The organism is Photobacterium leiognathi (genome assembly GCF_030685535.1).
GTDB lineage: Bacteria > Pseudomonadota > Gammaproteobacteria > Enterobacterales > Vibrionaceae > Photobacterium > Photobacterium leiognathi.
Genome location: NZ_CP131601.1, coordinates 1,958,475 through 1,978,499 on the forward strand (window position 1 = coordinate 1,958,475; position 20,025 = coordinate 1,978,499).

Genomic DNA, 20,025 nt, shown 5'->3' on the forward strand with positions numbered 1-20,025 from the left:
TCAATATAAAGGAATAGAAAATGAAATTATTCAATCACACATTAGCTGCATTATTACTTACCACCTCAAGTGTGGCACTAGCTGAAATGGATCACAGTAAAATGGACCATAGTAAGATGGATCACAGCGGTATGGATATGGAAGGTATGTCTGCTGTTGGTATGCCAGCGAAAGGTGCAAAACCTGATAAGGTGGTACATGTTATCTTATCAGATGACAACAAAATCACCTTTAAAAAAGACGTTGATATCCAGCCCAATGATGTCGTGCAGTTTGTTGTAATGAATACAGGTAAGATTGATCATAACTTCACCATTGGCTCAGAAGAAGAGCAAGCCAAACATCGTAAAATGATGGCAACAATGGATCATAGTAATCATGAACATGACCACGATGACGGTAGCAGCGTAACCGTCGCACCAGGCAAAGCTAAACAAGTTTTATGGCATTTCCACGGTGATAATAATGTTGTTCTATCTTGTAATATGCCAGGGCACTCTGAAGCAGGCATGACGAAAACATTAACGCTTTAAGCCAGATTAATCACTGCATAATTTACCGTGGCTGCAATCTCTTCAGCCACGGTTTTTATGTAATGAGATAAGTGAATCTAACGATAGTATTAGTCACAATGCTATATACAGGTATGTATTTAATTATTCGTAACACCACAGGATTGGTGATCTGTTTTACATACAAAATCAGCCGCTTCTATTTGCACCGTAACATGCTCAATATCAAAGTGATCGTGAACATGATGTTTAATCTCATCAGCTAATGATTGTGCTTGTAAATAATCGTCAACGACTAGATGTACCGTCATGGCATTTTCAGTGGTACTCATCGGCCATACATGCAGGTCATGGAAAGTGGCAACATTTGGCAATGCCGCTAAATACGCTTTTAATCCTGCCATATCAACATTGCTTGGTACTGCATCTAATGAATAGTTAATTGAATCTTTTAGCAGTCCCCATGTACCAATTAAAATGACCACCACAATAGCTAAACTGGTGGCTGGATCTAACCAATCCCAGCCTGTAATATTAATAATAAACGCTGAAATAATGACACCAAGCGATACTGCGGCATCCCCTGCCATATGCAAAAATGCCCCTTTCATGTTCAGATCATGCTTTTGACCTTTAGCAAATAGCATGGCAGTGGCGGCATTAATCAAAACACCAATAAAAGCAACCACCATCACAGTAGTTCCAGCAACTGGTCGAGGATCTGAAAAACGCTGAATCGCTTCCCATGCAATCGCACCTAAAGCCAATAAGAGTAAAAACGCGCTGGTAAGGGATGCCAAGATGGTAACTTTACGAAAGCCGTAAGTACGTTGATCTGTTGCTGCTTTTTTTGCGAGTGCAAACGCGCCCCACGCTAACACTAACGTAACCACATCACTTAGGTTATGCCCAGCATCGGCAAGTAACGCTAAAGAGTCGGTAATAACGCCGTAAACTGCTTCGACAACGACGTAAATAAGGTTGAGTGCGATACCGATAGCAAATGCTGAATTGTAATTAGAAACAGAGTGTTCATGATGATGGTGTGAATGCGCCATTGGTCAATATCCAAATAATAATTCTCTACTTTAATCTTACTACTTTTGCAAAAAACAGCATGCAACCTCATCTTTCACATATAAAAAAAGCAGCCGAAGCTGCTTTTTAAAATACAAACTAGCAATGCAATATGAATTATTCAGCGCTAGATTCATCACCACGTAAGTTAATTTGCAACGCTTGAAGGAAGTTACGAAGCACTTGATCTTTACATACACGGTAATGTTTATGATCAACTTTACGGAAAAATGCACTTAGTTCGTGCTTGCTTAAACGAAAATCCACCAGCTTAAACAAATCCAATACTTCATCAGCTTTTAGATTTAATGCAATTTGAAGCTTACGGAAAATAATATTATTGGTTAATTTCGTTTCTGGTGCAGGTTGTGGACCTTCTTTCTTACCGCGCTTTTGATTTATAAAACCATTTAAGAACGAAGCAAATTCTTCATCTGAACAGCTTTTGTAATCATCGCTATCATCAGGTTTAAGCCAGTTACATACTTGCTCACGAGTCACAGTTACATCAGCTTGAGCATAAATTTCAATTACTTGGCTATCATTTAAATCAAAGATATAGCGAATACGGCGTAAAATATCGTTATTAGTCACAATTTTTCCAGTTTAGTAGGCTGTCACACGGGGCATAACAGCAAAATTTGCGCAGATATTACCAGATGCAGCAATATTATTCACTGCCCTTCATCAGTGATGATACATCTACCGTTGCTATCATGGCTTTTGCCAGTGGGTTCTTTTCACTGGTGATCAAAAGCTGATTATCTTTATACCAATTCACAGCCTCCCACTGGGAGTAAATACGTAATCGCTTGTACTTCGCAGTCGACCAATCAATTTGATTATCTCTCACTTTGATCAACCAAATAAACGAATAACCCAGTAACACTTCTTTACGATAACCCAATAGCACTAACGTCGAGGTGTTAGGATCATAATCGGCACTAGTGATCAGCCCTTTTACTGGATAATTCCCTTCCGGTGCTACCATCTGCTGCTTTTTTATCGGGTTTAAGCGATATAACTTGGTGTGCTCATCTTGCCAATTTTTACTAAATAGCCACAGTTGATCATCCACAATCGTCATTGCTTCACTATCAAAATTATGCTGATAGGTTTTCCCATGCTCAAAGTCTTTAAAACGATAACGCAACGTACTCACAGGCTTCACTGTACGCTTATTATTTAATGAGCTTAACGATACTTTATAGATGATCCCACCATTACGACGGGTCGAGTTATTACCCGTATCACCGATATATAGATAACGTTGGCTTTGTGCTAACGCTTCCCAGTCATAATTACGGCTGTTCTGCACCGTTAGTGTTTTCGTAATGGTTTTAAAATCAGGTGATAATTGATAGATCTGATTCTTACTACCACTGTCATTGTGAGACCATACTTTACCGTTAACGATGGCTATTCCAGAAGATTCATCCAACGTTGTCGGTAAGTTAGCGATAACATCAACATCTAATGGCTTTCTCACTGAATAGGTTGTCGCTGAACTACAGCCCGATACACTTAATAAAGCCACCAGCAGATATACCTGTTTTTTGAACATACCCATCACTTACATCAACACCCATTACTCATCATTTTTATTATCACTTTACGGTAGCTCCGTTAGAAAATGTCATCGCTAAATTCAGCAAAAGAAGCGCATAAAAACCATACTTAGAAAGTTAGATTTACTCGAAAAACAAAGCTTAGTGCTTAACACCTTGATATGCGAGACATTATGCTGATACGGCTTTTATTACTCATATTCGTTACATCCGTTCCCACCTATGGTAGCAGTGAACAACAGCCGCCTCCCCTTGAATTACCTGAAATTCTCCAACCTGATAAATCAGAAAAGCCAGTAGCACCGACTCCTTTTGTAAGAACTGGTCCTACGATTCAAGTCGCTATTTTATTAGATGCCAGTGGCTCTATGGGTGGCTTAATCGATCAAGCAAGAGAGCAGATCTGGTCAATCATTAATGCTATTGCATTGGCAAACAAGCATGAACAGCCAGTGACATTGCAAGTTGGACTGTTTGAATATGGCGTTGAACATCAATCAAAACATGATGGTTACATGCGTTTACTGTCGCCATTAACCTCAGATCTTGACCAATTTTCCGAAGCATTATTTGCGATCAAAATTGGCGGTAGTAAAGAATATGCACCTAAGGCCATTAAAGAGGCCGCTAATCGCTTACAGTGGAGCCAACATCCTGACGATTTACGTTTAATTATCATTACCGGTAACGAAGAGTTTCAACAAGGTGATATTCCCATTAGCCATGCAGTGCCCTTAGCCGTCAGTAAAGGGATCATTATCAATTCTCTCTACTGTGGAAATCATGCAAAAGGCCGTGATTTACAATGGGCTACCCCTGCGCTTTTAGGTCATGGACGCTATCTCAATATTGATCATAAAAAACATGCTCCACGAATTGAACCCCCTTATGACGACGACATTATCTTATTAGGACAAAAGCTCAACGATACTTATATTGGCTATGGCGCTAAAGGTAGCACTAAAAAGCAGCAGCAAGTTGCGCAAGATAGCAATGCCTCTTCACTCTCTAAATCAAGCAGCACTGAGCGCAGTATTGCCAAAGCTGGCAAACAGTACAAAACCCAAGATTGGGATCTTATCTCGCTAGCAGAAGAGAATTTAAATCAAGGTATCGCGCAAGCCAAAAAAGATCAGCTACATTTTAAAGGGCTTAATGATGAGGAAATCAGTAACAAGCTCAAACAAAAAATCAGCCAGCGACAGCATATCCAAAAGCAAATAACTGATTTAGAAAAACAGCGTAACAGCTATATAAAACAAGCAAAAAATAATAAAACCAACAAAACTGATGACTTGGGAAATGCGATCATTTTAACCATTCAGGATCAAGCTAAAACAAAAGGCTTTAGTTTCCAATGAACGCACAACACTATAAACAGATCCGCACATGGTGGATCTGTCTTTCCTTGATATTGGCTTCTTTTAGTGCCGTAGGGTTAACCCTCTCTCCACTTGCAGGTCCCACTTATACAGGCGATCTTTCTGTATTAGAGAAAAAACGAGTAATACGGGTGTTAGTCTCTGCTGATCTAGGATTCTATTACATAGAAAATGGCTCTCCCAAAGGGATCATTGCTGAATTACTCCATCACTTTGAGCTCGATATCCATAAAACCTCCCCCAAAGTGAACATTCAAGTGATCCCTGTTCATCGTGATAAGTTGCTAAGGTATATAGTTAAGGGTTATGGCGATCTCGCAGTGGCAAATTTAACTGTCACAGAACAACGGAAAAAAATGGTCGCTTTTAGTGATCCCGTCCTTAATGGTATCAATGAAGTTATTATTAACAACGTTGACGCTCCTGAAATTACGGACATCGTACAACTTAGCGATCAAGAGATCTGGGTAAGAAAAAGTTCGAGTTATTATCAAAGCTTGCTTGAGGTTAATAACCGCTTATTACTGCAACATCTCCAGCCAATGAAGATTCATTTTATTGAAGAAACGCTAGAAGATTATGAGTTACTTGAAATGGTCAATCTCGGGCTGATGAATATGACAGTGCTCGATGAGCATAAAATGAAAATATGGAAAGATTTACTCCCTAAACTACGTATTAATACCGCTTTCGTATTACGCAGCAATGGAGAAATTGCATGGGCGATGCGTAAAGATAGCCCTAAACTGATGGCATTAGTGAACGACTATATCACGCAAATAAAATCAGGCACCTTGTTAGGTAATGTTATTTATAACAAGTATTTAGATAGCCAAGGCTGGATAGATAACCTACTCAGTGATAACAATATAGATAAAATGGAGAAACTTTCTGATCTGTTTTACAAATATGCCTCTGAATATGACTTTGATTATTTGATAATGATGGCGCAAGGCTTTCAAGAGTCAGGTTTAAATCAACAAAAAATATCACATAAAGGTGCTGTAGGTATTATGCAAGTGTTACCAAGTACTGCACGTGATAAATATATTGATATTCCAAACATATATAATTCTGATAACAATGTTCACGCAGGTATTAAATATATGCGCTACATTCAGAATAATTATTTGAATGATAACCGCCTTAATTACGACAATAAAATTTACATGACATTAGCGTCTTATAATGCAGGTCCCGGTAATATTCGAAAAATGCGTCGTTATGCCAAAGAGAGTGGTTATAACCCTGATATTTGGTTTAATAATGTAGAAGTGGTGACCAGGAAACATATAGGTAAACAACCAATTGTGTATGTTACCAATATCAACCGATATTACATTGTTTATAAGCAATTAATGAGCTTGAAGAAGTACCGAGAGAAAGGCGTTAAACCTTTTGCCCCACCTTACCGATTTGGTGCAACGAGCGTGCTGGATTAAGATAATCGCTTACGTTGATAAACCTATTGATTAGTGTTTATCAACGTAATTCGAGTACAAGGCATTATTTAGACTTCAATCGTTTGTTTAGTCTGGTATCGCTACGCTGTTCATGTTTATGGAAATACCATAACTTGCGATTCTTAGATGATTTTTTCATCTTAAACTTTCCACAAAAGAGTAAATTTAAAACAATTTAATTTTGTTATACAAAAGTGTATTGAATCATATTCCTCAAAAACTGAAATTTTTTTATTCTAAATATAATTTTCCATATTTAATGAACACAATTAAATATAACAATTTTAATACATCGTAAATACAAGTGTTGAATTAACATTCAAAATAATCTCCTAGATCTTATCAAATATTCAAAATAGTCCTTTTTAGATCGATATAACTAAAAACCTGAATGAGATTTAGCTCACAGTTATACCATTTCGGCATATTGATGATACTAATATTTAAGCGTATAACGACAGCTCAGTAATTACGGGGCTCTTTCGATCAGCAATCGTTTGCCGCAATCGTGATTCTTTGAAACATCTTTGACTGGTGCAAAAATGACCAGACATAAAAATGAGATTTGAATCACTTTTAGAACGAAAGAAATGATTAACCATAAATATATTGATTGATAAGCATCACACTGAGAGCGAACCTACATGGTCTATCTACATTTCATTTTCGGGCTAGTCGTTATCGCAGCCCTAGCACTTGCTGCGAGTAACAACCGAAAAAATATTAAGTTCAGATACATTCTCCAATTACTCATTATCGAAATGGGATTAGCCTACTTCTTATTGAATTCATCAATGGGTACGGGGATCGTTAAAGAGTTTGCCGATGGCTTTAACGGGTTATTAAATTTTGCAGCTGAAGGCACGAACTTCGTTTTTGGTAACCTTTCCAATAATAATGCATTCAACTTCTTCCTTAACGTGTTAATGCCAATTGTCTTTATCTCCGCACTGATTGGTATTCTTCAACATATCAAACTTCTTCCTCTGGTTATTAAAGCACTTGGCTTCTTGCTTTCTAAAGTCAACGGCATGGGTAAACTTGAATCCTTCAATGCCATTAGCGCTTTAATGGTTGGTCAATCTGAAAACTTCATTACCTACAAAGATATTCTTGGCAAAATGTCAGAACGTCGTATGTACACCCTTGCCGCAACCGCGATGTCGACTGTATCTATGTCTATCGTGGGTTCTTACATGAAGCTTATCGATCCGAAATTTGTTGTTGCAGCACTGTTCTTAAACATGTTCAGCACCTTTATTATCTTGTCGATCATCAACCCATACGATCACGAAACGGAAATGAATATCGATGAGATGATGAAAGCAGAAAGCGGTGAAAAACTGACATTCTTTGAAATGTTGGGTGAATACATTCTCACAGGTTTTAAAGTTGCCGTTATTGTTGCAGCCATGCTGGTTGGTTTCATCGCACTGATCTCAATGATCAACGCAGGCTTTGATACTGTGTTTGGTATTAGCTTCCAAGATATTATTGGCTACGCTTTCTACCCATTTGCATGGATCATGGGTATCCCTGCCCATGAAGCTCTACAAGCAGGTAGTATCATGGCAACCAAACTTGTTGCTAATGAATTTGTAGCAATGATGTCACTACAAAAACAAGTCAGTGAATTAACACCGCACACTGTGGGTATTGTTTCTATCTTCCTTGTGTCATTCGCGAACTTCAGCTCTATCGGTATTCTTGCTGGTGCTGTTAAAGGGGTTAACGAAGAAAAAGGTAATATGGTGGCACGCTTTGGTTTACGCCTTCTTTATGGCTCAACCCTAGTAAGTTTCTTATCAGCTTTAATTGCTAGTATCATGATTTAATCTCAAACACGATAAACTTACCCAACGCCAGTCTCTTTGACTGGCGTTTTTATTTCCCTCGCTTAATTTCTTTACGCTTCCTATCCGCCCTTTTTCTATATTCTTCACATACTCCTGAAATCATTACGTTAACAGCAAAATATCACCGTCACCCTTGAAATATTAACTTTCAATTTCAACAGTTTAATTTGTATGATAAATAATTAGAATTGCGGCACTCATCACATAAATTTCGAATTTACGAAGCATGTCCTGAGCCTAATTAACTAATAACAATAATTTTGAGGCTTATATGTCGGATAAAACCATTTCAGGTGCTGAACTTGTCGTTGAAACGCTAAAAGCACACGATGTGCCACATATCTTTGGTATTCCTGGCGCAAAGGTTGATGCTGTATTTGATGCCGTTTGTGATAACGGCCCTGAAATCATTATTTGTCATCATGAACAAAATGCGGCATTTATGGCTGCGGCAACAGGTCGTTTAACAGGTAAGGCTGGTATCTGTTTAGCAACTTCTGGCCCTGGTGCATCTAACTTAGTCACTGGTGTAGCAACGGCTAACAGTGAAGGCGATCCTGTGGTTGCATTGGCAGGTGCTGTACCGCTTTCTATGTATTCACACAATACACACCAATCGATGGACACACGCTCACTGTTCAATCCGATCACTAAGTTTTCCGCAGAAGTCATGGACAGTGCATCTGTACCTGATGTTGTTCACAAAGCATTTCGTATTGCAGAGCAACCAACCCAAGGCGCTAGCTTTGTCAGTTTGCCACAAGACATTCTAACTAATCGTATTCCTTATCAACCTGTACAGCAGCCTAACCCTATTCTATTTGGTGGTGCACATCCGCAAGCGATCCGCCAAGCCGCTGATCGTATTAATGCTGCGAAAAATCCAGTGCTATTGCTGGGTATGGATGCAAGCCAACCTTTTGTTGCTGATGCTATTCGCCAGTTGTTAAAACAAACCCCTATTGCGGTTGTTAACACCTTTGCCGCTGCAGGTGTGATTTCACATGATTTATACAACTGTTTCTTAGGTCGTGTGGGTCTATTTAAAAACCAACCGGGTGATATTGCACTAAACAGTGCTGATTTAATCATTACCATTGGTTACAGCCCAATTGAATATGATCCGATTCTTTGGAATAAAGATGCGAATACGCCAATCATTCATATTGGTTACCAACAAGCCGATCTCGAAATTAGCTACAATCCAGTGTATGAAGTGGTAGGTGATCTAGCTGTATCTGTAACATCCATTGCAAGTGAGCTGGATAAACGTGAATCGCTAGAGCAAAATCAACAAATCCAATTACTTCGTCACGATCTGCAAAACATCATGCAAATGGGCGCGAATAAAACCTCTAACCATGGTGTTCATCCACTGCGTTTTGTTCATGATCTTCGTCGTTTTGTTAGTGACGATACCACTGTGTGTTGTGATGTTGGCTCTATCTACATTTGGATGGCACGTTACTTCCACAGCTTTGAGCCTCGTCGCTTACTGTTCAGTAATGGTCAGCAAACATTAGGTGTAGCACTGCCTTGGGCAATTGCTGCCTCTTTATTACATCCAAACGAGAAAGTAATTTCCATGTCTGGTGATGGTGGCTTCCTGTTCTCATCCATGGAGCTTGCTACCGCCGTTCGCCACAAATGTAATATCGTGCATTTTGTATGGACAGATCACAGCTACGACATGGTGAAAATTCAGCAACTTAAAAAATATGGTCGTGAAAGTGCTGTTAGCTTCATAGGTCCAGACATTGTGAAATACGCTGAAAGCTTTGGCGCACATGGTTTAGCTATTAACACCGCTGACGATATTGAACCAGTACTGCGCAAAGCAATGAGTTTAAGTGGTCCAGTATTGGTGAACGTTAACGTTGATTACAGCGATAACGGCCGCCTACTTGATCAACTACACCCTTGCCAACAAGATTAATCACGGAGCTTTTTATGAGTAACTCAACCAACAATAAGACGTTTTACCAAACCTCCATGATGAGTGCGCTCATTGCTGGCTTATATCAAGGAGATTTCACCATAGGTCAATTACTTGATCACGGTAACTTTGGTATTGGTACTTTCAATGATCTTGATGGTGAGATGATTGTAATGGGTGATGAAGTTTATCAATTAACTAGCACAGGTGACGTTCATCTTGTTGATCATGACATCACAACGCCATTTGCCTCTGTGGTGAACTTTGCACCAACGGACAAACTAAGCTTAATTGAGCTGAGTAAAAATGAGTTTGAAGCGTGTTTAGAACAAGACTTATTAGCTCATAACGCCATTAATGCTATTCGTTTAACCGGTAAATTCTCATACGTAAAAACCCGTACAGTGCCAGCACAGCACCGCCCTTACCCACCTATGGTAGAGGTGGTAAAACATCAACCGATTGCTGAAATGACTCATGTATCAGGTGTTATGATTGGTTTTAAAATCCCCGACTACATGATTGGTATTAATGTACCGGGTTTCCACTTCCACTTTATTAGTGATGATCGCACTCAAGGTGGTCATGTCAGTGATTTCATTTTGACTGAAGGTGAGGTAGAAGTTGAAGTGTTTAAAGATTTCCACTTACGTATGCCTGCTTCACAAGAGTTCGACCAAGCCGATCTTCACCCTGAAGATTTGAAAGCCGCAATTCATGTAACAGAGAAATAATTATTCATTTCTCCTTATGAGTTTTTGTGACTTATAAAACTGATAAACGATAAAAAGGAGCCTTATGGCTCCTTTCTTATTTGATACTTTATCTCAATTTATTGCTTTTCACTCAGCTTGAAATTATTGAGATCAAATACCCATGTTTGAGCAGGGTTACCCGGTAAGGCAACTGTAATCTTGTCTTTATTATTAGTAATTGTCGGGATATCACTGCAATTACCAAACTCAGTTGTGATCAAAGGGAGTGAATCCTGCCTTGCTACAACAAACATGAACATAGCAGGACAAGCTGTGCCACCTGTCGATAGCCAAATCAAGCTCACCTTGCCATCCGCAATAGGAAACTCTTTTTCAACCCCTAAATTACCGTACTCATCCGATGCATAAATTTCATTATCATCTAAATATAAACTCGCTGTACCGTCTTCTGTATTCTTAGTAAATTTTAGCGGTTTCACCTGTGGGCCTTGGTCAAATTTAGGCTGAAAATATTGGCTATTATCGGTGTAAGTTAATATCGCCCCTTTTAATGTGATCTCTTGCCCTATCTTATCCATAATGAAGGGCTCGTTATTTTCATTAATACGTAATTCATAACTGCTCCCTTCAGGAGTGACTAACCAATAATTGAGCGTCGCATAATTAAGCTTTCCCGTCAGCGTCGCTGGGATCATCGATTCCAGCTCAGTCGCATGAGTAGGCACTGCCGCAACTGCCCCAAGTAACAGTAATGATTGAATAAATAACTGAGATTTTTTAAACATAATAAAGCCTTCCAATGACATAGATACACGTAACAGCAGAATTCCACCGCCACATTGCGTTACCTTACGCTTTAAAAGGCAAAGTTTTATGATATAAATCAAACTATTAAGAGCCAAAATAAAAGTATCGATTACTTATATTTTTTGAGCAGATATTGAGATAGGCATGAAAACCTGACTCATTCACCAAGTGGCAATTCATCAGGTTATTCATTGTTAAATATAAATAGATTTAGCTGACCGTTAATCCATTTTTAGTCACCAATTGCTGGCTTTCTACTTGGTACTCTTTCTCTTTTACCGTCGACACAAAGTGCCACGTTGAAAGCACTTGCTGATGATCAATATCTAACCGAACAAAGCCGCGTTGTTTTAAATTAACCCATTGAAGATCAGAAACTAATTGCGGAATAACAAACTCCATTTGCCCTATAGTTTGCAAGTCTAATCCTAAATATTTCTCTAATCCGGGAGAGGTCACTGAACTTGTTGCAAACTCAACACCAACCCCTTTCCCTTTATGATCACTTAATTCACTACACCAAGCATTATGGCTATCGCCTGCTAATGTAATGAGCTGTTTATTGAGTTTTGTCGTTACACCGTATAGCCATTCACGCTCCATATAAAAGCCATCCCAAGCATCTAAATTATATGGAAGTAAATATGGGTCTGAACTTGGATCTGTTAAATAGGCTGTTATTGCATTCTGTACCGCGTTCATCGCAGCTAGCTTATTTGCATCATTTGCCTGAAATAATTGAAATAGCCCCATCATGACACTACTTGGCATTTCAATCTTACCCATTAGCACTTGTTGTCCTAACAATGACCACTTAGCCGTATTCGTTGACATACGCTCACTAAGCCATTGCTTTTGATCATTTCCAAGTAACTTGCGCTCAGGAGCGCGCGCCTGTTGAATTAACCCAGAGATAGATTCAATCGATGTATCTGTCAGTGAAAAGTAGTCAAGCGGTTCATCTCGTGCGACAACGCGGGTATCTAACATATATAAGTCAAACAAATCACCAAAACTAAAGTCTCGATAGGTGATCATAGAAGAAACAGGGTTTTCTCTTACAGGTAACCATTCTAGCCAAGCAAGTGCAGCTGCAGCTCGACGCTGAGAAAAATCACCGTCTTGCTGTTGATGATTCTCTGCCCCTTCTCGCCATGTATCATTGGCTATTTCATGATCATCCCAAATAGCAATCATTGGTAACGCTGCATGTAGGGCTTGAAGATCACTGTCGCTACGATATTGCGCATAACGTTTACGATAATCATCTAAAGTGACACATTCTGACTCTTTACTTGGAATCCGATTCAAACGTTGTGCATCTTCAGTGGCATACTGCCCAGCCCCATATTCATAAATATAATCGCCTAAATGCAGCACAGCATTTATAGGTGACGTTTTGTGCTGTTTAACTATCTCTCGATACACATTAAAGTATCCAGCAGGAAAATTAGAACATGACACAACAGCAATAGACGCTTTATCTAGCTCACCTTCAGCTAAAGTCTGAGTCTGCCCTACAGGGCTTGTCGTATCATTTGCTTCAAAACGATAATAATAATGTTGATTCGGTTGTAGACCGTTAACATCTACCTTTACAGTAAAATCTTTCGTGCTATCAGTCGAAGCCTCACCTGACGCAACTATCTGCGTAAATTGTTCATCAGTCGCGACTTGCCATTGAGCGTTAATTAAGCGTGCTTCTGTCGTAATACGCGTCCAAATAATAACGCTATGCTGTAAAGGATCACCACTAGCAACGCCGTGATTAAATCCCACCTCTATCTTCGATTTTCCTTGTTGGTCATCATTACTATTACATCCTGTTAGCGAAGTAACCATCGCTGCTGATGATAGTGCTTTTACAAATCCTCGACGTGATAACGACATATCTATTCCTTTAAATAACTGGTCAAACCAGCAAAATATCGCATTCATTGATGACATTTTTGTTTGAGTAACATGTAACTTTTATTAACAAAGAACTTAATAAAACAGACGACACCAAAGAAAAAATACTCAAAAGGAATTCAATTATTACCAACAGGTAAAAGTAAATTGACATTTATGGTGATTATAATCTTGCTAGAAACAAATATAATAACCTCATCACAGCAAAGTTAGTTTGTTTAAAAAAAATAACGCTTTGGCTCACAAAACTTGAATTTTGATGAATTTAATTGTCTTATATCAAGGAAATTCATCTCACAAATGATAGGGCATACCATTCCATATAGGTATACCCAAATAATTAAACGAGTAGCAACGGATTGGCTCATTGATTTAACGATGGTAAGAACCATCCCCTGAGGAATGAAGTCCAGGGTGCCTTTTGAGGAATTCGTATGTCACGAATCGTTATTGTAGGTGGCGGTGCCGCAGGTTTAGAGTTATCAACTCTATTAGGAAAAACCGTACGTAAAGAAGATGAAATCATTCTTGTAGAGCCAGAAACACATCACTTCTGGAAACCACGTCTACACGAAATCGCAGCAGGTACTTTTGATAGCGATCTAGATACAGTTTGTTATTTCACCCATGGCGCACGCCACGGCTATCAACATTATCAAGCAGCAATGACTGATGTTGATCGTGAAAACAAAATGCTATCAGTTCGTCGCCCTGATGGTACTGAAGCAGCTATTAAATATGACTACCTTATCATTGCGATCGGTGCGGTAAGTAACGACTTTAATACCACTGGTGCTAAAGATCATTGCTTATTCTTAGATTCAGCAAGCCAAGCACGTCAAGCATGGCACCAAGTGAGTCAAATCCTTCGTGCAAGCGAAGATCGCTCAGTAAACATTGTTGGTGCTGGCGCAACAGGTGTTGAACTTGCAGCAGAGCTTGCTCGTGTAAGTCAAAAACTACAGCGTTACAACGGTGCGCCTCTTCATATCAATTTGATTGAAGCTGCAAATCGCGTATTACCAAATAGCCCTGAAAAAATGTCTGAAAAAGTATTAAAAGAACTAGAGCGTAACAACGTGAATGTGCTTTTGGACACACGTATTCGTGAAGTAACAGACAAAGGCATGCTAACTGTTGATAACCGCGAACTAGACGCTGATGTTCAATTCTGGGCTGCAGGTGTTAAAGCACCAGATTGGCTAAACGGTATTGGTGGCTTAAGCTACAACCGTATGAACCAAATTCAAGTAAATGCGAACTTAACAACAACCATTGATGATAGCATTTTTGCACTAGGTGACTGTGCCTCTATCCCACAAGCGGATGGCAGCTTTGTTCCACCTAAAGCACAAGCAGCAAACCGTGCAGCAGTACACCTAGCGAAAAGCTTAGGCGGTATGCTACGTGGTAAACCATTAACTGACTTTGAATTTAAAGACAGCGGTATGGTTGTTGCGGTAGGCCACCACTTTGCAGTTGGTTCATTTGCACCAGGCTCAAAGATGGAAGGTAAAATGGTACTACAAGGTCGTTTGATCCGTCGTTTATACGATACGATCTTCCGCCTACACCAACGTACAGTGACAGGTATGTTCACCGTTTCACGTTTAATGATTGCTAAACGTCTTAAAGCGGTATTTAAGCCAAACGGTATTTAATCTGTAAATTGCCTTTCTACTATAACGGTCAATATAACGACTATATTGACCGTTATTAATCTCTCTGAATTAAATTATAAATATCCAACATCTTACTATTTTCGTTAATAGTGAATCCGTACACCTAAATTAAATAAGTCTAATAATGCTAAATCTATTCGCTAAAATTTTTAATCGTAAAAACAAACCGACTATTATTAATATCCACCCTGCTGTTAATCGTGGAATTAATCCAACGAATAACACATTAAATGGCGGTAAATTACAGTGTCATTGCCGACATAATAAAGTTGTTGTTAATTTAGAGTCACAAACAGCACATAACCATATTTGTGGTTGTTCTAAGTGTTGGAAGCCTAAAGATGCTTTATTTTCACAAGTTGCCGTTATCCCTCGCGACAAATTAAACGTAACAGCTAACGCTGATAAATTAGCGATTGTCGATGACGCAGCAGTGATTAAGCGTTATGCATGTAAAGACTGTGGTGTACACATGTACGGCCGTATCAAAGATACTAACCACCCTTTCTATGGCCTAGACTTCGTGCATACTGAACTATCGCCAACACAAGGCTGGTCTGCACCAACATTTGCTGCTTTTGTTTCTTCAATCATTGAAACAGGCACAGACGTAAAAGACATGGCTGCTATCCGTGCTCGCATTGAAGAGCTAGGTATGGAATCTTACGATTGCCTATCTCCAGACTTAATGGATGCCATTGCTACTCATATTGCACAGCAAAACAAGTAATAATTTAATTTTATTGTTTCTAATCAGTAATAATCATTTACTGGAATACTTATTGTTTAATAACAGTAAAGTTTTAAAATACTTTCATTCGCTAATTAAACATTGTTAGTTGAATAATTAAAATAAAAAATAATACCCTACTTATAAAATAAGAATATTAATATGACTATTAAATTACACCCATCTATTGATAATGGTTTTAATCCAACAAAAGAAAACTTTGCTGGCGGCGTATTAAACTGTAAATGTGAAAGCAATACAGTTCGCGTAAAACTTGCAGGTCAAACAGCACATAACCACGCTTGTGGTTGTTCTAAGTGTTGGAAACCTGAAGGTGCAATTTTCTCTCAAATCGCTGTTATCTCTCGTGACAATGTAGAAGTTGTTGCTAACGCAGATAAACTAGTGGTTGTTGATGAAAATGCAGTGATCAAGCGTCATGCATGTAAAGAGTGTGGTGTACATATGTACGGTCGTATCGAAGATACTAACCACCCATTCTATGGTTTAGACTTTGTTCACACTGAGCTTTCTACTGACGAAGGTTGGTCTGCTCCTGAGTTTGCTGCTTTTGTTTCTTCAATCATTGAAACAGGCACAGATCCTAAAGATATGACTGCTATCCGTTCTCGCCTTAAAGAGCTAGGTCTAAATCCTTACGATTGCCTATCTCCAGCACTAATGGATGCTATCGCAGCTCACGTTTATGCTCAAAACCATAAAGACGCATAATCAATAAAACAAATCCAATAACGTTTTAAGCCCGAATCTTACCGCTAGGATTCGGGCTTTTTTCTACACTAAGCCTTAGTAAACTGCAAAATGATCTCACCTCGTTATTTTCCTACATCCAAAGCATCTTAGGGACTGAATAAGAAAAAGGTCTTCATGCAGTTCTAAATGCATAAAAAATCAGTTTCTCATCTGCGTATAATGGTAGAGTCACGCATGAAAGATTGCCCCAACAGATGCCCAATTTATGTAGCAAGCGATTATTTGCACCTACGGAAGCAAAAAATTTTTATATTAGATGATGTTATATCTAAACGTTTAGTGCTGATTCATTACGATATTGCTTACCTCCATCTTTCAATTCCAATAAACGATTCCCTTACATAGTAGGAATTATAAAAAAACAGTGCAACAATCAGCGAATACGATTAAAAATCAATCATTTAAAATTAAAAAAAGCAATAAACAAGCATTCCTTATTAACATAAACTACACTAGCCTATAGTTGCTTAATCGTAAGTAGGCATTACTTTTTATGCTTATAGATCAAGAAACAAACCATTATTATTACCATTAAGTAATAATAATTTTCCATTTGGTGGGATTATCAATAGCTAAGAAATAAATATAATGGTGCCATCAAGACGACATGGAGAGATGACTTTTCATGTCGACACGAACAAAAAAATCGCCATAACGTTGGCTTAACGGAGTGAATGAAACATGACTGATAAATTTATCAAATCAAAAGCAGCAATTGCATGGGGTCCTAAACAACCACTATCAATCGAAGAAGTAGATGTAATGCTTCCTCGTAAAGGTGAGGTACTAGTTCGCATCGTTGCTACTGGTGTTTGTCACACTGACGCATTCACCCTATCTGGCGACGATCCAGAAGGTATCTTCCCAGCAATCCTTGGTCACGAAGGTGGCGGTATTGTTGAAATGGTTGGTGAAGGTGTAACAGGTCTAGAAGTTGGTGACCACGTTATCCCACTTTACACTGCAGAATGTGGCGAGTGTAAATACTGTAAGTCTGGTAAAACAAACCTATGTCAAGCAGTACGTGAGACACAAGGTAAAGGCCTAATGCCAGACGGCACAACACGTTTCTACAAAGATGGTCAACCTATCTTCCACTACATGGGTTGTTCAACTTTCTCTGAGTACACTGTTCTTCCTGAGATTTCGCTAGCGAAAATCAACAAAGAAGCGCCACTAGAAGAAGTATGTCTACTAGGTTGTGGTGTAACAACAGGTATGGGTGCGGTACTTAACACAGCTAAAGTTGAAGAAGGTAGCACTGTTGCTGTATTCGGCCTAGGTGGTATCGGTCTAGCAGCTATCATTGGTGCAACAATGGCTAAAGCAAGCCGCATCATTGCTATCGACATCAACGAAGACAAGTTCGACCTTGCTCGTAAACTAGGTGCAACTGATTGTGTTAACCCTACTAAGTTCGACAAGCCTATCCAAGAAGTGATCGTTGAGATGACTGACGGTGGTGTTGACTACTCATTCGAATGTATCGGTAACGTAAACGTAATGCGTTCTGCGCTTGAGTGTTGTCACAAAGGCTGGGGTGAGTCTGTAATCATCGGTGTTGCAGGTGCAGGTCAAGAAATCTCTACTCGTCCATTCCAACTAGTAACTGGTCGCGTATGGCGTGGTTCTGCATTCGGTGGTGTTAAAGGCCGTTCAGAACTTCCAGGTATCGTAGATCGTTACATGGCGGGCGAGTTCCAGTTAGATGACTTCATCTCATTCAACATGGGTCTAGACAAGATCAACGAAGCATTCGATCTGCTTCACGAAGGTAAGAGCATCCGTACTATCATTCACTTTGATAAGTAATTTGCCTCTTATTTAAGCTACATCCTGTCTTCGTAACGACTGCCTGTTACGAAGACAGGCGAGATTTTTATCTCACACCTTTGTTCAAAACCTGCTACGGATCAGCACTTCCTCTTTTAGCGAAAGTAATAATAAACCGAATTTTTTCTGTCAGTCGTAAAGACAACCGACTTATCGTTAATTGAGAATTGGCATTTGCCACGCTCTGGTACTCTGTGTCAGAGCGCTTTTTCTTATAAAAAACTTATAATAACACTCACTCTTATTTTTTAATTTTATTCTCAACGAACGTTACAAGAGATTCTCATGCATCGCCGTTTATTAAAATCATTACCATTTCAATTACTTATAGCTGGCTTGTTAGCATGGGCGTTAGCAACACTGCTACCACTATCGTCAGAGTTTGAAACAAGCACAACCTTCAAGCTCCTTATGCTATTAAAAACCACTTATATTGGTTTACTTAAAATGCTTGTTGGTGCCGTAGTGCTGTTTTCATTGCTACGTGGTATCACCAGTATCGGCTCGACCATTCGATTAAAAGAGCTTGGTTTAAAAACAGTTTCGTTTTATGCCTTTACTTCAACACTTGCGATTGCGCTAGCCTTAGGTGTTTCACTGTCACTGCCTAAATGGACACAATTAGTCGATACTTCAAAAGTTCATGTCGACAGCCATGTTCAATTAATCGATCAAACATCAGCTTCTGGTGGCGCGATTGTTGAAAAGCTCTTTAACATGGCATTGGTTAACCCTTTTCAAGCAATGGCAACAACTAACCTATTAGCCATTGTTGTATTTGCGCTATTACTGGGTATTGCACTGCTAGCAAGTTTGCCAGAGAAACACCCTGTATTTGAGGTTATCGATGGACTAAATACTGCCGTTAACCGTGTGGTATCGTGGATCATCAAGCTAGCACCACTGGCTGTATTTGCGATTGTTTTCCAATTTACTCTACAAAGCGGTAATGCCATTTTTGGTGAACTAGCCCGCTTTGCGTTACTGGTATTTACCCTAACCTTTATTCACGGTGGTTTTGTTTTACCTATCATTGCAAAAGTGGTGACGGGTATTAAGTTCAAAGACTTATTTAGAGCATTATCTGCACCAATGGCAATGGCATTTGCAACGTCATCAAGCTCTGCAACGCTGCCACTTTCAATGCAAACAGCAGAAGAAGAGCTCAACATTTCGCAGTCCACCAGCAGTATGGTGTTACCGCTTGGCTCTATTATGAATATGGATGGTACTGCCCTTTTTGAAGGCGTAGCCGCTATCTTCCTAGCACAGCTTTACGGTATTGATTTAGGTACTGGTGGTCTGATCATGATTTTTATCATGGCGATGGTTTCTTCTGTTGGTGCACCAGGCATGCCATCAGGCTCAATGTCAGGCATGCAGTTAGTCATGCTGGCTGTTGGTATTCCTTTAGAGGCGATTGCTATTCTACTGGTGATTGAGCGCCCATTAGATACATTCCGAACAGCTGTGAATGTAGAAGGTGATTTAATCGCGGCATTAGTTGTTGATAAATGGCAAAACAAATAATCACTTTTCATAAAAAGTGCATCAAATAATTCAATATTATGATGCACTTTTTTCTTTTGACATTTTTTATACTGTTCCATAGAATCGCCATCAATGAGTCCCTTCTCAGTCGCAACACCATTCTTAACATCCTTTATATCACTAGGATTACAATACTCACTTCGTTTATTACAGAACGATGATACAACTTAGGTTCAGTATTACTTGGTATATTTGGAGCATAAAGGAACGCTCAATACGATGTTATT

16 protein-coding genes are annotated in these 20,025 nt (G+C 39.2%); 11 read left to right on the forward strand and 5 right to left on the reverse strand.

Annotated features, from left to right (window positions below; genetic code table 11):
* The first annotated feature begins 20 nt into the window (after window positions 1–20).
* Window positions 21–533 (forward strand): copper-resistant cuproprotein CopI, encoded by a 513-nt coding sequence (gene copI / locus Q7674_RS16080; RefSeq protein WP_023931865.1) that lies wholly within the window; start codon window positions 21–23, stop codon window positions 531–533.
* 119 nt (window positions 534–652) lie between these two features.
* On the opposite strand, the gene Q7674_RS16085 is transcribed toward copI, so the two are convergent.
* The 3 genes from Q7674_RS16085 to Q7674_RS16095 all read right to left on the reverse strand — a co-directional run bounded on the left by Q7674_RS16085 (window position 653) and on the right by Q7674_RS16095 (window position 3,153).
* Window positions 653–1,570 (reverse strand): cation diffusion facilitator family transporter, encoded by a 918-nt coding sequence (locus Q7674_RS16085; protein ID WP_023931863.1) that lies wholly within the window; start codon window positions 1,568–1,570, stop codon window positions 653–655.
* A 136-nt stretch (window positions 1,571–1,706) separates the two neighbouring features.
* Complete coding sequence (locus tag Q7674_RS16090) at window positions 1,707–2,183, reverse strand: YehS family protein (RefSeq protein WP_023931862.1); 477 nt, start codon at window positions 2,181–2,183, stop codon at window positions 1,707–1,709.
* 76 nt (window positions 2,184–2,259) lie between these two features.
* A complete protein-coding gene (locus Q7674_RS16095; RefSeq protein ID WP_237156786.1) occupies window positions 2,260–3,153 on the reverse strand; it encodes a hypothetical protein in 894 nt (297 codons plus the stop codon).
* Window positions 3,154–3,330: 177 nt separating this feature from the next.
* On the opposite strand from Q7674_RS16095, the gene Q7674_RS16100 reads away from it, so the two are divergent.
* From Q7674_RS16100 to budA, 5 genes are all read left to right on the forward strand, one after another.
* Entirely contained in the window at window positions 3,331–4,518 is a 1,188-nt protein-coding gene (locus Q7674_RS16100) for a vWA domain-containing protein (protein ID WP_045065177.1), read from the forward strand.
* Window positions 4,515–5,981 carry an MltF family protein gene (locus Q7674_RS16105; protein WP_080892242.1) on the forward strand — a complete coding sequence of 489 codons (1,467 nt, stop codon included), beginning with the start codon at window positions 4,515–4,517 and terminating at the stop codon, window positions 5,979–5,981. Before Q7674_RS16100 ends, Q7674_RS16105 begins: the two co-directional genes overlap by 4 nt.
* A gap of 665 nt (window positions 5,982–6,646) precedes the next feature.
* The gene (locus Q7674_RS16110) at window positions 6,647–7,837 is read left to right on the forward strand and encodes a NupC/NupG family nucleoside CNT transporter (protein ID WP_305422821.1); all 1,191 of its coding nucleotides are present in this window, start codon (window positions 6,647–6,649) and stop codon (window positions 7,835–7,837) included.
* Window positions 7,838–8,129: 292 nt separating this feature from the next.
* Complete coding sequence (alsS, locus tag Q7674_RS16115; protein ID WP_045065182.1) at window positions 8,130–9,794, forward strand: acetolactate synthase AlsS; 1,665 nt, start codon at window positions 8,130–8,132, stop codon at window positions 9,792–9,794.
* 14 nt (window positions 9,795–9,808) lie between these two features.
* Window positions 9,809–10,528 (forward strand): acetolactate decarboxylase, encoded by a 720-nt coding sequence (budA, locus tag Q7674_RS16120; RefSeq protein WP_023931856.1) that lies wholly within the window; start codon window positions 9,809–9,811, stop codon window positions 10,526–10,528.
* A 98-nt stretch (window positions 10,529–10,626) separates the two neighbouring features.
* Here budA and Q7674_RS16125 read toward each other — a convergent pair whose 3' ends face one another.
* Together Q7674_RS16125 and Q7674_RS16130 are read right to left on the reverse strand one after the other, a co-directional pair.
* Window positions 10,627–11,295, reverse strand: a complete 669-nt coding sequence (locus tag Q7674_RS16125) for a hypothetical protein (RefSeq protein ID WP_045065184.1) — start codon at window positions 11,293–11,295, stop codon at window positions 10,627–10,629.
* A gap of 232 nt (window positions 11,296–11,527) precedes the next feature.
* Window positions 11,528–13,207: an alkaline phosphatase D family protein gene (locus tag Q7674_RS16130; RefSeq protein WP_107229690.1), complete on the reverse strand. Its 1,680-nt coding sequence runs from the start codon at window positions 13,205–13,207 to the stop codon at window positions 11,528–11,530.
* Window positions 13,208–13,662: 455 nt separating this feature from the next.
* Here Q7674_RS16130 and Q7674_RS16135 point away from each other — a divergent pair, with 455 nt between their 5' ends.
* From Q7674_RS16135 to Q7674_RS16155, 5 genes are all read left to right on the forward strand, one after another.
* Complete coding sequence (locus tag Q7674_RS16135; RefSeq protein ID WP_023931852.1) at window positions 13,663–14,889, forward strand: NAD(P)/FAD-dependent oxidoreductase; 1,227 nt, start codon at window positions 13,663–13,665, stop codon at window positions 14,887–14,889.
* 145 nt (window positions 14,890–15,034) lie between these two features.
* Entirely contained in the window at window positions 15,035–15,640 is a 606-nt protein-coding gene (gfa, locus tag Q7674_RS16140) for an S-(hydroxymethyl)glutathione synthase (RefSeq protein WP_008987337.1), read from the forward strand.
* A 162-nt stretch (window positions 15,641–15,802) separates the two neighbouring features.
* Complete coding sequence (gene gfa / locus Q7674_RS16145) at window positions 15,803–16,372, forward strand: S-(hydroxymethyl)glutathione synthase (RefSeq protein ID WP_008987338.1); 570 nt, start codon at window positions 15,803–15,805, stop codon at window positions 16,370–16,372.
* Window positions 16,373–17,095: 723 nt separating this feature from the next.
* Window positions 17,096–18,226 (forward strand): S-(hydroxymethyl)glutathione dehydrogenase/class III alcohol dehydrogenase, encoded by a 1,131-nt coding sequence (locus Q7674_RS16150; protein WP_008987339.1) that lies wholly within the window; start codon window positions 17,096–17,098, stop codon window positions 18,224–18,226.
* A 306-nt stretch (window positions 18,227–18,532) separates the two neighbouring features.
* Window positions 18,533–19,777 (forward strand): dicarboxylate/amino acid:cation symporter, encoded by a 1,245-nt coding sequence (locus tag Q7674_RS16155; protein ID WP_305422827.1) that lies wholly within the window; start codon window positions 18,533–18,535, stop codon window positions 19,775–19,777.
* Window positions 19,778–20,025: the final 248 nt, after the last annotated feature.

What these genes read in the sequence shown, in the direction of transcription:
- copI (WP_023931865.1), top strand. Translation starts at nt 21, where the DNA reads ATGAAATTATTCAATCACACATTAGCTGCATTATTACTTACCACCTCA.
- Q7674_RS16085 (WP_023931863.1), bottom strand. Translation starts at nt 1,570, where the DNA reads ATGGCGCATTCACACCATCATCATGAACACTCTGTTTCTAATTACAAT.
- Q7674_RS16095 (WP_237156786.1), bottom strand. Translation starts at nt 3,153, where the DNA reads ATGTTCAAAAAACAGGTATATCTGCTGGTGGCTTTATTAAGTGTATCG.
- Q7674_RS16100 (WP_045065177.1), top strand. Translation starts at nt 3,331, where the DNA reads ATGCTGATACGGCTTTTATTACTCATATTCGTTACATCCGTTCCCACC.
- Q7674_RS16105 (WP_080892242.1), top strand. Translation starts at nt 4,515, where the DNA reads ATGAACGCACAACACTATAAACAGATCCGCACATGGTGGATCTGTCTT.
- Q7674_RS16110 (WP_305422821.1), top strand. Translation starts at nt 6,647, where the DNA reads ATGGTCTATCTACATTTCATTTTCGGGCTAGTCGTTATCGCAGCCCTA.
- alsS (WP_045065182.1), top strand. Translation starts at nt 8,130, where the DNA reads ATGTCGGATAAAACCATTTCAGGTGCTGAACTTGTCGTTGAAACGCTA.
- budA (WP_023931856.1), top strand. Translation starts at nt 9,809, where the DNA reads ATGAGTAACTCAACCAACAATAAGACGTTTTACCAAACCTCCATGATG.
- Q7674_RS16125 (WP_045065184.1), bottom strand. Translation starts at nt 11,295, where the DNA reads ATGTTTAAAAAATCTCAGTTATTTATTCAATCATTACTGTTACTTGGG.
- Q7674_RS16130 (WP_107229690.1), bottom strand. Translation starts at nt 13,207, where the DNA reads ATGTCGTTATCACGTCGAGGATTTGTAAAAGCACTATCATCAGCAGCG.
- Q7674_RS16135 (WP_023931852.1), top strand. Translation starts at nt 13,663, where the DNA reads ATGTCACGAATCGTTATTGTAGGTGGCGGTGCCGCAGGTTTAGAGTTA.
- gfa (WP_008987337.1), top strand. Translation starts at nt 15,035, where the DNA reads ATGCTAAATCTATTCGCTAAAATTTTTAATCGTAAAAACAAACCGACT.
- gfa (WP_008987338.1), top strand. Translation starts at nt 15,803, where the DNA reads ATGACTATTAAATTACACCCATCTATTGATAATGGTTTTAATCCAACA.
- Q7674_RS16150 (WP_008987339.1), top strand. Translation starts at nt 17,096, where the DNA reads ATGACTGATAAATTTATCAAATCAAAAGCAGCAATTGCATGGGGTCCT.
- Q7674_RS16155 (WP_305422827.1), top strand. Translation starts at nt 18,533, where the DNA reads ATGCATCGCCGTTTATTAAAATCATTACCATTTCAATTACTTATAGCT.